Origin of the sequence: Hafnia alvei, from assembly GCF_034424155.1 — a bacterium.
Taxonomy (GTDB): domain Bacteria; phylum Pseudomonadota; class Gammaproteobacteria; order Enterobacterales; family Enterobacteriaceae; genus Hafnia; species Hafnia alvei.
The window spans coordinates 3520986-3533327 of sequence record NZ_CP139992.1 but is presented as its reverse complement, the minus strand read 5'-3'; the positions used below and the strand labels follow the sequence as shown (position 1 = coordinate 3533327).

Genomic DNA, 12342 nt, shown 5'->3' with positions numbered 1-12342 from the left:
TACCCCACACGCCAGCCATCGCCGCTGGCACCTTTTATTGACGGAGACATTTACATGACAGCAGCGACACAGTACGACCTTGTACCCGCTAACGAATCCGATTTCAAACTCACAGTAACGCAGGTTCCCGACGAACAGCGTCTCGATTTCTGGACGCAGCACTTTGGCTCTATCCCACAATGGATAACGCTGGAACCCCGCATTTTCGCCTGGATGGAGCGCTTCTGTGATGAGTACAGCGGTGGTATCTGGTCCTTTTACACGCTCAGCAATGGCGGCGCGTTTATGGCCCCTGATGCTGACGGTGACGATAAATGGCATCTGTTCAACAGTATGAACGGCAATGGTGCGGAAATGAGCGTGGAAGCCGCAGGTATTGCTGTCTGCCTGATTGAATACAGCCATCACGCCTGTCGCACCGAATGCGATGCCATGACGGAGCACTATTACCGCCTGCGGGACTATGCCCTGCAGCATCCTGAAGCTCACGCCATTCTGCGTATCATCGACTGAGCGGAGGAACAACGGATGAAACAGCTTTCCTTTTTACCCGGCGAGATGACGCCACAGGACCGGCGTCTCATTCAGCGGGCGCTCAGGGCTCTGGAGCGGCACCTGCATGAGCCTGGGGTAGCCTTCACCTCCACACATGCCGTTCGGGAGTGGTTGCGACTGCATATGGCCGCACTTGAGCGGGAAGAGTTTCGGGTGCTGTATCTGGATAATCAGAACCAGCTTATCGCCCATGAGACCCTCTTTAGTGGCACGATTAACCGCACCGAGGTCCATCCCCGGGAAGTGGTTAAGCGCGCCCTGTATTTCAATGCCGCGGCGGTGATACTGGCGCATAACCATCCTTCCGGCGAGACGACGCCCAGCCAGGCTGACAAAGCCCTCACGCAGCGGCTGGTACAGGTACTTCAGCTGGTGGATATCCGCGTTCCTGACCATCTGATTGTCGGCGGCAGGCAAATCTATTCATTCGCTGAACACGGTCTGCTGTGAGGTATTACATGAAAATTATCAGTAAACGCCGGGCAATGACGATATACCGCCAGCATCCTGAGTCCCGAATCTTTCGCTACTGCACCGGAAAATATCAGTGGCACGGTAGCGTTTGTCATTACACCGGCAGGGAAATTCCGGATATCTCAGGTGTCCTGGCGGTATACGCCGAACGCCGCCAGGACCGCAACGGACCGTATGCCTGCCTGATGAGTATCATCCTAGACTGATAATAAAGGAGGTTATAAATGAGCAACATCACATGGGGCCTGCAGCGGGATATTACGCCACGCCTGGGAGCCCGTCTGGTGCAGGAGGGGAACCGGCTGCATTATTTAGCTGACCGGGCCAGCATCACCGGTAAGTTCAGTGACGCCGAGTGCCGGAAGCTGGATGAAACATTCCCGCACTTTATCAGCCAGATGGAATTCATGTTGACCACCGGTGAAATGAATCCTCGTCACGCCCACTGCGTCACCCTGTACCACAACAGTTTTACCTGCGAAGCCGACACCCTTGGCAGTTGTGGCTACGTATACATCGCCGTTTACCCCACTCAAAGCTAATAACTTTCGCGAGAGCAAAAATGAAATTTCTAACTGCAACAAATATGCGGGCGGAGAAGCCACGCCTGTCGCCCGTGACTATCTGGCAAATGTTACTTAGTCGTCTGCTGGAAAAACACTATGGTCTGACCCTGAACGATACGCCGTTCTGTGATGAAACCGTTATGCAGGAACATATCGATGCCGGTATCACTCTGGCTAATGCCGTTAACTTTCTGGTAGAAAAGAATGAGTTAATTCGTATCGATCGCAATGGATTTACCTTACAGGAACGAACGCCATATTTGACTGTGACAGATATCTTTCATGCCAGGAGAGCATGCGGATTAATGAGCAGTTGTTCGTATCGGGAAGTAAGTAATATTGTTCTTAGCCGATCGCGGTAGTGAGAAAGACTTCAAGAGCCGAGAAGATTTGCACGGTCTGTGAAAAAGTTGGTGATATTGGCGACTCGGTGAAAGGCTCATCGAGTCGCATGAAAAACAAGGTGGGGGCACAAAAGGGGGCATTTATAAAGGTGAAACAAGGAAATATCTATACTTATCAATGGGTATATAGGTTGTGTTATGTTCCTATTATCGCACCATTTCAAACTCTTCCCAAGTCTACCGAAATAAACTCAAAACCCGCATATTGTGGTTTCTAGCCCATATCCAACTGGACTCAACCGAAATCAAGTCACAGTTGGGGCATAACTAGGGAGATATCCCCAAAGAAGCTTAATGCGCGACAGGCAGACGCTGCTAAACCCAGAGAGAAAGCCTACAAGCTAGCAGAACCAATACTCTCACCTACGAAAGTATTACCCAGGAACACTGTACTGCTTGAAACCGTGCAAATAGTTTATGGGAAGAGAGGCTTTTTAGTGGGGAAAGGGTTGAATATATACAGGAGGTTATATGAGGTGGAGGATTCACCATTCGGTAGGGGTAGGTCAGCCAAATTTCCCAAGCGATGTCAGAAATATTCAGATTTTACTGAATAGAGCGATTCGTGACGATAATATCGAAACGCTAAAAGAGGACGGGAGCTGGGGAGCAAAAACTTGCGTAAGGTTGGTTATGTTTCAGAGAAACCATGTCCATTTTGCACATCCTGATTCAATAGTGGATCTACATGGGCCAACTTTTAATGCGTTAAGTCGGACATTTGGTGCGTCCCAGCATGAGGTTTCACAGCTTCATAAGCATGATGCGATCATACCGGACAGTAATTCGATTAATCAACTTGCTCAGCGTGCAGCATTACCGTTATCAGCCAAGAAATCAGAGTGGATTAACAGATCGTTACCTGCTGCTATCATGGTTAAACGCAATTGGGGTGTGCCCATTGCTGTAACGATTGCCCAAGGGGCAATTGAATCTGCTTGGGGTGTTAAGTCGAATGGGAATGTTTATTTTGGAGTGAAAGGAAAATCCCCCAAAGGTAAGTCTATAAACTTTATGACGCATGAAAATTATGGTGGCTTGTCAATAAAAATAAAAGACAGCTTTCGCTCATACGATTCTTTGGAGCAATCAGCGGACGATTTTGGTCGATTTCTTACAGTTAATAAACGTTTTTCAGCTGCATTTTCTTATCCAAATGAACCGGAGAAATTTTTACATGAAGTGGCAAAAGCTGGGTATGCAACAGATCCTCTTTATGAAAAAAAAGTGTTAGACGTAATGCGCAGCACTGGAATAGAGGAATACGATAACCCAAGCGCTACTCTCTCGATGTGCTATATCAATCCAATGCATTATTTCAGTTTAATAGGTTGATTATGAAAAAATATAGGTCTGTTACTTTCTTAAGCTTGATGCTGTTAACTACAAATGTAATGTCGGTTCAGTTACCATTTGCAGTTCAGTTGGTTAAAAATACACTTGAGCAGAAAAAACTTCTCAGCTCCCCTACGTGTACGGATTACATTAACACACCAGACTTTGAACCAGATGTAGATTCAGTTGATGTTATCGAAAAACATGGCGGGGGTTGTCCTGGCGATCCGCAGGTGCAACATAGATTATTCACCGTTAATGTAAATAAGAAAACACATGAAATGACATCGGATATTAATGATCCCGGTGAGCCAGAGTTTTCGGCCTTTCCTGCGAAGTGAAAGCGCTGCGGCATCCGTGATTTTTTCATTTCCAGCTTCTCTAGAACCTGTCTAATTCCGTTAACTTTCTGGTGGAAAGTATGCGTTAGTATGTATCGATCGCATAGGATTTACCTCGCAGGAACAAGCATCATATCTGACCGTGAAAGATATCCTTCAAGCCAGAAAAGCATGCGGATTAATGAACCGTTCTTCCTATCGGGAAGCTAGTAATATTGTTCTTAGCCGAACACGGCAGTAAAGGGATGGAGATCGAAGACTGTTTCCGCGATACGTGAAGAATTTGATGAGATTAACGACTCGATGAAAAGCTCATCGAGCCGTATGAAAACCAAGGTGAGCAAAAAAGGGGTGTTTATAAAGATGAAACAAGAAAATATGTATGTTTATCAATGGTTGTACGTGTCGTGTACTGGCAGTCTTATTGATTTCATCGCAAAACGCCTACGTTGCGCGATGAATAAGTTTGTTTAGGTGAGGTATATCAACGCTTTATGAACGTTCTGCATATGCACAAAATAAGTAAGGATTAGCTGATATGATTGCTGTCCATCCTAGAAGTGAACTTTGACTTGTCATATACGGACATATGAGTTTTCCCGACTTGAACATGCACCCCTGATCAAGTCGGGATTTTTTTTGCCTGAGTTTGTAGAGAAAAAAGCCCCTAACGTGAGGGGCCAAATTAAAACTCTGTGTGGACACATATTTGCTCGCCAATGCTGAAGATTCCATAACCCATCCCGTAGACTATCTGCTTATGATCATATGGAAATCGATCAGGTGACTCTTAAAGGCATGCACTCAGCACATACTTAGTGAATATCTATAAGATGCATTGCGTGTAATGCGTTAATTGATAAAAGTTGTTTAGTTACGGTATATCAACATCTTATGAACGTTCGGCATAATCACAAAATGAGTAAGGATTAGCTGATATGATATTTTTCTGCCAAAGAAGTGAAGTTATATGTGAACTTTGCCTTTTCATATACGGAAATATGAGTTTTCCCGACTTGAACATGCATCCCTGATCAAGTCGGATTTTTTTTGCCTGAAACTTGGGTATAAAAATTCAAGCCATTTTCTTGCTTCTTCCAGCTAATGCCCCTTGTTCACCCAATAAGAAAGCCACTTATCCAATACCAAAAACGATAGAAAGGGAGTCAGCAGAAGCAAGCAGGGGATGAATCCCGCCGTAAGTGGAGCTCATGATGAGTTTATATACAATACGTTTACTGTATCTGGTGTAACTTATTGCTTCATGATTTATTGAAACTATTTACTACAATGCATAAAGTCGTGAAGTTTATATTACTTACTGTCATGTTTGTCCTTGGCGCAACGATGATCATAGGCATGTATTGTGAGTGCACTCGCTTCCCATTTTTCTTTAGTAAATTAGTGCACCATGGATATTTCTATAACAATTTCGAAGTATATCGATTGAGAAAGACATGTAAGTTTTTTTAAACTAAGAGCATTACTTCTATGTTGTAATAACCTCTTTCAAGGCCCCAAATTAATAGCTCGATGCTTTTTGCATTTAGTGTCATCTAAAACCAACCAACCGCACTCACAAATCCTCTGTCATGGCGTACATTCGGGAAACGATATTCCCTACGTACCATATAAGGCCGTTCCCTGCGGGGAAGTGGATATGGGTACGCAATGGAAAAATGAACCCAATATCACTTTTCTTCACCGCTATGTCAGCCCGTAAACTCAGGGCCTCGAAAGGCTCAGTCGTTAAATTCATCGCTAAATCCCTTGTCGAGCAACATTTGTCACCTCACCTAATCTCGGTCATCAAACATATGTTTTACCGAATATATCATTGATTTTATCAACCCGCAGAGTATCCTGTTGCCAAATATTCAGGAGGAACGATGCCGCTAGCTTGTCTGCAACTCTTCAAAAATCTATCTGATGAAACCCGTCTGGGCATTGTGTTATTGCTTAGGGAAATGGGAGAGCTATGCGTGTGCGACTTGTGCACCGCGCTTGAACAGTCACAGCCGAAAATCTCTCGTCATCTGGCGATGCTACGTGAAAGCGGTCTACTGCTGGATCGTAAGCAGGGGAAGTGGGTTTACTATCGTTTATCTCCGCATATGCCTTCTTGGGCGGCTCAGGTTATTGAGCAGGCTTGGTTAAGTCAGCAGGACGATATTAAAGCTCTCGCCCGTAAGTTGTCCGTGGCAAATTGTTCTAGCGGCGGTAAAGCTGTCTGTATCTAAAAAATTTAACTAAACACATATGTTTTTGTGTATGTGAAATTATAACGAGGAAGATATTATGTTACTGGCAGGCGCAATTTTTGTCCTGACCATCGTTTTGGTTATCTGGCAGCCGAGGGGATTAGGGATCGGCTGGAGTGCGACGTTGGGCGCGGTATTGGCTTTGATTTCTGGGGTTGTACATTTAGGTGATATTCCTGTGGTGTGGAATATCGTTTGGAATGCTACCGCAACCTTTATTGCCGTTATCATCATCAGCCTGCTTCTGGATGAATCCAGCTTTTTCGAATGGGCAGCGCTGCACGTTTCTCGTTGGGGAAACGGTCGAGGACGCCTGCTGTTTACCTATATTGTTTTGCTCGGTGCGGCGGTAGCGGCACTGTTCGCCAACGATGGCGCAGCGCTTATTTTAACGCCGATTGTTATCGCTATGCTGTTGGCGCTTGGCTTTAGTAAAAGTACCACGCTGGCATTCGTGATGGCTGCGGGATTTATTGCCGACACCGCCAGCTTGCCGCTTATCGTGTCGAATCTGGTGAATATCGTTTCGGCGGATTTCTTCCATCTAGGATTTACCGAATATGCATCGGTAATGGTGCCCGTGGATATTGCAGCGATCGCTGCCACGCTGGTGATGCTGCACTGGTTCTTTCGCAAAGATATCCCGCCAACCTATGACCTTGAACGTCTTAAAGAGCCGGCAAAAGCAATCAAAGATCCGGCAACGTTCAGGACTGGTTGGATAGTGTTGATCCTTCTGCTGGTTGGCTTTTTCGTTCTGGAGCCGCTCGGTATTCCCGTTAGCGCTATTGCTGCGGCGGGGGCTGTGATCCTGTTTGCGGTGGCGAAACGAGGCAATGCTATTAACACGGGGAAAGTGCTGCGCGGTGCGCCTTGGCAGATCGTCATCTTCTCGCTGGGGATGTATCTGGTGGTCTATGGTTTACGCAACGCTGGATTAACCGAATACCTCTCTGGCGTGTTGAACGTGTTGGCAGATAAAGGCCTCTGGGCCGCGACGTTTGGCACCGGATTCCTGACGGCTTTTCTCTCTTCCATCATGAACAACATGCCGACCGTTCTGGTTGGTGCTCTCTCTATTGATGGCAGCACCGCAACAGGCGTTATCAAAGAGGCGATGATTTATGCCAATGTGATTGGCTGCGATTTAGGGCCAAAAATCACTCCTATTGGCAGCTTAGCGACGCTGCTCTGGCTGCATGTGCTTTCGCAGAAGAACATGACCATCACATGGGGATATTATTTCCGCACCGGAATTATCATGACTCTACCTGTGCTGTTTGTAACGCTGGCCGCGCTGGCGCTACGTCTCTCTTTCACTTCGTAATGAGATACTGATATGAACAATATTACGATTTATCACAACCCGGCTTGCGGCACGTCGCGTAACACGCTGGAGATGATCCGCAACAGCGGTGCTGAGCCGACCGTTATTCTTTACCTCGAGAATCCACCTTCACGCGACGAGTTGATCAAACTCATCGCAGATATGGGCATTTCAGTACGGGCTTTGCTACGGAAAAACGTGGAACCGTATGACTCGTTAGCGCTTGCAGAAGATAGATTTACTGACGATCAACTCATCGACTTTATGTTGCAATATCCGATCCTAATTAACCGTCCGATTGTGGTAACGCCGCTGGGAACTCGGCTGTGTCGTCCTTCCGAAGTGGTTCTGGGGATTCTTCCTGCGGCCCAAAAAGGTTCGTTCGTTAAGGAAGATGGTGAGCAAATCGCGGATGATGAAGGCAACAGACTGAAATAAAGAAGAATATTTATTCTCCAGCTAATACGCGTATGGTGAAGAATTTCAACCGTAAAACTGTCTGTGTGATGTATCGATTTTCACGCGGGTGGCGTAGTCTTGAATGGGTACTTTCTCAGAGGTCATCACATGTCAAAAATCAAAAGCTATGCTGCGCTGAAACCCGGGGCAGATCTGGAACTTTATGAGTATGACGCTGGTGCACTACAGCCAGACGACGTTGAAGTTAAAGTCGAATACTGCGGTATCTGTCATTCGGATTTATCGATGATCGATAACGAGTGGGGATTCTCTGACTATCCTCTGATTGCAGGTCATGAAGTGGTGGGGCATATCCACGCGCTGGGGGATGCCGCCAAAAACAAAGGTCTAAAAGTCGGTCAGCGAGTCGGCGTGGGCTGGACGGCAAACAGCTGCCAGCACTGCGATGCATGTATCAGCGGAAATCAAATTAACTGTCAGAACGGTAGCGTGCCGACCATCATGAATAAAGGTGGCTTTGCCGATAAGCTGCGCTGTAACTGGCAGTGGGCTATTCCGTTACCGGATGATATTGATATGGCAACGGCTGGACCGATGCTTTGCGGTGGCATTACGGTGTTTAAACCGTTATTGATGCATCATATTACCGCAACCAGCAAAGTTGGCGTGATTGGCATCGGCGGTTTGGGTCATATCGCCATTAAATTGCTCCACGCGATGGGCTGTGAAGTGACGGCATTTAGTTCAAATCCAGCAAAAGAGCAGGAAGTTTTAGCCATGGGGGCCGATCGCGTCGTCAATAGCCGCGATCCTCAGGCGCTGAACGCACTGGCAAAACAGTTTGATTTGATTATCAATACCGTCAATGTGTCGCTAGACTGGCTGCCGTACTTTGAAGCGTTAACCTACGGTGGCCATTTCCATACGGTGGGAGCGGTGATGAAACCGTTAGAAGTGCCAGCGTTCACGCTTATCGGCGGCGATCGGAGCATTTCTGGTTCGGCAACGGGCTCTCCAAATGAGCTGCGCAAGCTTATGAAGTTTGCCGCACGAACTAAAGTTGCACCAACAACCGAGCTATACCCGATGTCGCAAATCAATCAAGCATTGAAACATGTGCGTGAAGGCAAAGCCCGCTATCGCGTGGTGCTTAAAGCTGATTTCTAATCGTTATTATCTTAGCCACAGGCTTTACCCTGTGGCTAAGATCTATTGCTACTATTTACTCTAAAACAGAAATAGGCGATGAGGCTGGCTTGAGGTGTTTTGCTCCCCAGCATGCTAACAATATATAAAGCGCCAGCGGCAGTAAAAAACTAAAACGTAGTGTCAGGCTATCAATCATTAGTGCTTGAATATAAGGAATAATCGCGCCTCCAATCCCAGCCATAATTAATACGCCAGCCGCGAAGTTTGCCCTGTGAGGCACCGTTGTCATGCTTTGGCTAAAAATAATAGGGTACATAATCGAATTAGCAAAACCTATTAGTAGTAATAGATAACCACCCGCCGCGTTGTTTAATAGAATGGATAGCAATATGAAAGATGCAGAGACGAGCGTAACGGACAGAAATGCAATTTTTAGGCTGATTCGATCGGCAAATATGCCAAAGATAAAACGCCCGATTAATGCACCGCCCCAGTACAGTGAAATTAATGATATCGCGATTTCTGTATTCCATTTTCCAATGGTCGATAAATAGTTGATGGTATTCGTTCCTAATGAAACCTCCACGCCAACATAGATAAATATGGCAGCTGCGGAATAAATAAACTTGGTATTACCCCATAGGGTCGGTGAGTGAGTTTTATTTTTTTTATCTTGAATAATATCAGGTAGTTTGATTGAAAATGTTATTGCAAATAATCCCACAGAAAAGAGGGCCAAGACAAACCAAATCCATTTAATCGGCTCGTTGTGATTAACATAATCAATAGGCGATGCGCGTAATGCTAAGGCAATCAGCAGTGGTGCTAACGTTGTGCCTAACGAGTTTATAGCAGAGGCCAAGGTGAGGTTACCTACACGCTTATGCTCTTGGCTGAGCAGCGTGAGATAAGGGTTAGCGACAACTTGCATGGCAGCAACGCCGGTTGCAATCGCGAATACGGCAAACAGGGCACCGATAATCGAATAACAACCCAGTGCTAAGCTTAATAGCCCACAGCCGCTCATCGTAAGCAGCAAGGCGCTGCGTAACATGGTGCGGTAACCATATAGCGCGATAAGTTTAGAACAGGGCAGGCAAGTTAAAAAGGGAGCAATATAAAATATAACATTCACGAGCATTGCCTGTGGCCATGAAAGCTGAAAGTAGCGATAGAAAAATAAAATTAATGTGCTGTTGAACGCCGTTATTAACCCCCATAAAAAGAATGTTGCGCCAACGGTCGTAAGATGTTTTTTCATATCCCTATTTCCCATTACGAAGTGAAATAATTTTGACTGATTACTCAGTTATTAAAAAATGCCTGTGCTAATCTCAAATTTGCTTAACAGGGGTTTATCATGGATATTCAAAATCTATTTCGTAACATTAAACTGAGTAATATTGAGATCGGTGTGCTTCAATATATACAGGCCAATCCTGAGTTATGTATTCAACAAGGGATACGCAGCGTGGCGGAGAAGTGCTGTAGCAATCCCTCATCTTTGGTTCGGTTAGCCAAAAAGCTTGAGTTTAGCGGCTGGCTTGAGATGGTTTACTTTATTAAGTTTAACATTACGCTACCGAAGCTCGATGTTACCAACGATGTTGATTTTATGAATATTCAGCCGCCGGAGAAAGTGGATATTCTGCTAGAAAAACTACAAAACGAACGGATTCTGATCCACGGTAGCGGCTTCTCGCAGCTTATTGCTCAATATATTTATAATAAGTTTTTAGTCACCGGCGTCAACGCCAGCTTAGCGCTATGGCCAGACTATGAAATTCTGGAACAAAAAAACGCCAATAAGTTTGATTCGATATGGCTAATCTCTAAATCGGGCCGGAGTTCATCCGCATTAAGCTGGGTAAAGGCACTAGAGAACAAAAATATCAACCTTGTTTGTTTTACCGGCGACCATCAAAGTCCGTTAGCGCAGGCTGCTAACCTGTCATTTATTATTCACGATCCACAAAAATATGATGATGATATTTATTGGTCTAATCCGTTCTTTGGCTACTGTATTCTCGGCTTTGAACATCTTCTGAAACTGTGGTTTATGCAGAAGAAATAATGAAAGGGCGTCCTGCGACGCCCCAGAGTTTCAATGCTAGGCTCTAGTGCCAGTTTTTAAACTGAGGGCCCTGCAAATAGGCGGAAACCAGCTTTCTAGCCAATGACCATGATCCGACCAACGGATGTGCCATCAATGCCTTAACCGCGAGCGTTCTATCCTGAGTCAAAATTGCCTGCACCGCGAGACGTTCATACTCTTTCACGCAGGAAATCATATTTTTCTGCGCCTCGGGTACATGGATAGGCTTAACCGGTTTTAATCCCTCTTTGCTGAGATCGCAGCTGATTTCAATAACATCGTCAGGATGCAGGAAATCCAGCGTATCGTTGTTGGAAAGCGATACCACAATACGCTTAGTGGTATTGCTGTTGACGGCTTCTAGAATATCTAATGCCACGCCCGCGTAGCCGCCGCTGTCGGGCTCTTCGATGAATTGCTGCAGCGTTAAAGGTTCCCTGGTGTGGAATTTTTCCTGCTGAGATTCATTTTGCATGTAGCTATTTTCACGACGTAGATAATGCTTCATCCAAATATCAAACGCGGTGGCTGGATTTTCTTTAACGTCGATGCGGCTAAGCTCTTCACGCATATCATGGTTAATACGTGCGATTTGTTCGCCTCGTGTTTCACCTGAATCTTGAATAGCTTTTAGCGCCTCTTCTTTATAGTAATAATAATATAAGTATTCATTTAATAGCTGGTTATCACACAGACGAACTAATTCTGGTGAGAAGTATTGCATGGCCGTTTTTTTATACAGCTCAGGCGAATTAACCAATTGTTCGGTTACATCCTCTCCGCCCACGGTAAAATGCGTGAACCAAGAGAAATGATTGAGTCCATAGCACTCAACCTGCAGTTCACTTTCGTCGCAGTTAAGAATGTCAGGTAGTTCACGAATCAGCTCTGATGGTGCATCGCAGATACCGTAAACGCGGCGTTTAAAGCCAGATTTGATAATCGCTTCGGTGACTAAGCCTGATGGATTGGTAAAGTTAAATAAGATGGCATCGGGTGCCGCATGTTCTTCGATTAATTTGCAGTAGTCCAAAATAGCGGGAATAGAGCGCATGGCCATGGCAAAGCCGCCTGCACCGGTGGTTTCTTGCCCTAAGGTATTGTGGTCCAGCGCAATACGTTCGTCATGTATACGGCTTTCATCGCCACCGACGCGCAGTGTGGTAATCACATAGTTGGCGTCTTGTAAGGCTGATACAGGCTCGGTGGTTAAGCTAAATTCAATATCAGGGCGAATAGTATTAAATATATAACGCGCAATTTCGCCAAAGATGGTTAAGTTCTGAGCTGAATTATCCAGAAAGACGACCTGTTTTAATCCGATACGGTGGGCATTATAAGCCAGAGATTTTGCCAGAAATGCGGAGCGTACTCCGCCGCCACCTAATACTGTTAGTTTCATATGTACTCCCAAT

The 12342-nt window shown here is 45.6% G+C and carries 14 protein-coding genes and 1 pseudogene; 13 read left to right on the top strand and 2 right to left on the bottom strand.

Annotated features, from left to right (window positions below; translation table 11 throughout):
• The first annotated feature begins 54 nt into the window (after positions 1 to 54).
• From U0008_RS16525 to ahr, 12 genes and pseudogenes are all read left to right on the top strand, one after another.
• The gene (locus U0008_RS16525; RefSeq protein ID WP_043495131.1) at positions 55 to 513 is read left to right on the top strand and encodes an antirestriction protein; all 459 of its coding nucleotides are present in this window, start codon (positions 55 to 57) and stop codon (positions 511 to 513) included.
• 15 nt (positions 514 to 528) lie between these two features.
• Positions 529 to 1005 carry a JAB domain-containing protein gene (locus U0008_RS16520; protein WP_043495127.1) on the top strand — a complete coding sequence of 159 codons (477 nt, stop codon included), beginning with the start codon at positions 529 to 531 and terminating at the stop codon, positions 1003 to 1005.
• Positions 1006 to 1013: 8 nt separating this feature from the next.
• The gene (locus tag U0008_RS16515; protein WP_032751317.1) at positions 1014 to 1235 is read left to right on the top strand and encodes a DUF987 domain-containing protein; all 222 of its coding nucleotides are present in this window, start codon (positions 1014 to 1016) and stop codon (positions 1233 to 1235) included.
• An 18-nt stretch (positions 1236 to 1253) separates the two neighbouring features.
• Positions 1254 to 1571 carry a type IV toxin-antitoxin system YeeU family antitoxin gene (locus U0008_RS16510; RefSeq protein ID WP_043495126.1) on the top strand — a complete coding sequence of 106 codons (318 nt, stop codon included), beginning with the start codon at positions 1254 to 1256 and terminating at the stop codon, positions 1569 to 1571.
• Positions 1572 to 1591: 20 nt separating this feature from the next.
• The gene (locus tag U0008_RS16505) at positions 1592 to 1957 is read left to right on the top strand and encodes a TA system toxin CbtA family protein (protein ID WP_043495124.1); all 366 of its coding nucleotides are present in this window, start codon (positions 1592 to 1594) and stop codon (positions 1955 to 1957) included.
• A gap of 513 nt (positions 1958 to 2470) precedes the next feature.
• Positions 2471 to 3334 (top strand): glycoside hydrolase family 73 protein, encoded by an 864-nt coding sequence (locus U0008_RS16500; RefSeq protein WP_043495122.1) that lies wholly within the window; start codon positions 2471 to 2473, stop codon positions 3332 to 3334.
• A 2-nt stretch (positions 3335 to 3336) separates the two neighbouring features.
• Positions 3337 to 3675 carry a hypothetical protein gene (locus tag U0008_RS16495; RefSeq protein WP_043495120.1) on the top strand — a complete coding sequence of 113 codons (339 nt, stop codon included), beginning with the start codon at positions 3337 to 3339 and terminating at the stop codon, positions 3673 to 3675.
• A 47-nt stretch (positions 3676 to 3722) separates the two neighbouring features.
• Positions 3723 to 3916 (top strand): annotated as a pseudogene (locus tag U0008_RS16490) (TA system toxin CbtA family protein); the annotation flags it as partial.
• 1648 nt (positions 3917 to 5564) lie between these two features.
• Positions 5565 to 5915: a transcriptional regulator gene (locus tag U0008_RS16485; RefSeq protein ID WP_043495116.1), complete on the top strand. Its 351-nt coding sequence runs from the start codon at positions 5565 to 5567 to the stop codon at positions 5913 to 5915.
• A gap of 58 nt (positions 5916 to 5973) precedes the next feature.
• The gene (locus U0008_RS16480; protein ID WP_043495115.1) at positions 5974 to 7263 is read left to right on the top strand and encodes an arsenic transporter; all 1290 of its coding nucleotides are present in this window, start codon (positions 5974 to 5976) and stop codon (positions 7261 to 7263) included.
• A gap of 12 nt (positions 7264 to 7275) precedes the next feature.
• Positions 7276 to 7701: a glutaredoxin-dependent arsenate reductase gene (gene arsC, locus U0008_RS16475; RefSeq protein WP_043495113.1), complete on the top strand. Its 426-nt coding sequence runs from the start codon at positions 7276 to 7278 to the stop codon at positions 7699 to 7701.
• A gap of 129 nt (positions 7702 to 7830) precedes the next feature.
• Positions 7831 to 8850 carry an NADPH-dependent aldehyde reductase Ahr gene (gene ahr / locus U0008_RS16470; RefSeq protein ID WP_040044383.1) on the top strand — a complete coding sequence of 340 codons (1020 nt, stop codon included), beginning with the start codon at positions 7831 to 7833 and terminating at the stop codon, positions 8848 to 8850.
• Positions 8851 to 8905: 55 nt separating this feature from the next.
• Here ahr and U0008_RS16465 read toward each other — a convergent pair whose 3' ends face one another.
• Complete coding sequence (locus tag U0008_RS16465) at positions 8906 to 10093, bottom strand: MFS transporter (RefSeq protein WP_043495110.1); 1188 nt, start codon at positions 10091 to 10093, stop codon at positions 8906 to 8908.
• A gap of 99 nt (positions 10094 to 10192) precedes the next feature.
• Between U0008_RS16465 and U0008_RS16460 the strand changes: the two genes are divergently transcribed.
• A complete protein-coding gene (locus tag U0008_RS16460; protein WP_025800121.1) occupies positions 10193 to 10906 on the top strand; it encodes a MurR/RpiR family transcriptional regulator in 714 nt (237 codons plus the stop codon).
• Between the two features lie 43 nt (positions 10907 to 10949).
• On the opposite strand, the gene U0008_RS16455 is transcribed toward U0008_RS16460, so the two are convergent.
• Positions 10950 to 12329 carry a family 4 glycosyl hydrolase gene (locus U0008_RS16455; protein WP_043495109.1) on the bottom strand — a complete coding sequence of 460 codons (1380 nt, stop codon included), beginning with the start codon at positions 12327 to 12329 and terminating at the stop codon, positions 10950 to 10952.
• Positions 12330 to 12342 lie beyond the last annotated feature (13 nt).

What these genes read in the sequence shown, in the direction of transcription:
- ahr (WP_040044383.1), top strand. Translation starts at nt 7,831, where the DNA reads ATGTCAAAAATCAAAAGCTATGCTGCGCTGAAACCCGGGGCAGATCTG.
- U0008_RS16485 (WP_043495116.1), top strand. Translation starts at nt 5,565, where the DNA reads ATGCCGCTAGCTTGTCTGCAACTCTTCAAAAATCTATCTGATGAAACC.
- U0008_RS16500 (WP_043495122.1), top strand. Translation starts at nt 2,471, where the DNA reads ATGAGGTGGAGGATTCACCATTCGGTAGGGGTAGGTCAGCCAAATTTC.
- U0008_RS16510 (WP_043495126.1), top strand. Translation starts at nt 1,254, where the DNA reads ATGAGCAACATCACATGGGGCCTGCAGCGGGATATTACGCCACGCCTG.
- U0008_RS16515 (WP_032751317.1), top strand. Translation starts at nt 1,014, where the DNA reads ATGAAAATTATCAGTAAACGCCGGGCAATGACGATATACCGCCAGCAT.
- U0008_RS16460 (WP_025800121.1), top strand. Translation starts at nt 10,193, where the DNA reads ATGGATATTCAAAATCTATTTCGTAACATTAAACTGAGTAATATTGAG.
- U0008_RS16465 (WP_043495110.1), bottom strand. Translation starts at nt 10,093, where the DNA reads ATGAAAAAACATCTTACGACCGTTGGCGCAACATTCTTTTTATGGGGG.
- arsC (WP_043495113.1), top strand. Translation starts at nt 7,276, where the DNA reads ATGAACAATATTACGATTTATCACAACCCGGCTTGCGGCACGTCGCGT.
- U0008_RS16525 (WP_043495131.1), top strand. Translation starts at nt 55, where the DNA reads ATGACAGCAGCGACACAGTACGACCTTGTACCCGCTAACGAATCCGAT.
- U0008_RS16480 (WP_043495115.1), top strand. Translation starts at nt 5,974, where the DNA reads ATGTTACTGGCAGGCGCAATTTTTGTCCTGACCATCGTTTTGGTTATC.
- U0008_RS16520 (WP_043495127.1), top strand. Translation starts at nt 529, where the DNA reads ATGAAACAGCTTTCCTTTTTACCCGGCGAGATGACGCCACAGGACCGG.
- U0008_RS16455 (WP_043495109.1), bottom strand. Translation starts at nt 12,329, where the DNA reads ATGAAACTAACAGTATTAGGTGGCGGCGGAGTACGCTCCGCATTTCTG.
- U0008_RS16505 (WP_043495124.1), top strand. Translation starts at nt 1,592, where the DNA reads ATGAAATTTCTAACTGCAACAAATATGCGGGCGGAGAAGCCACGCCTG.
- U0008_RS16495 (WP_043495120.1), top strand. Translation starts at nt 3,337, where the DNA reads ATGAAAAAATATAGGTCTGTTACTTTCTTAAGCTTGATGCTGTTAACT.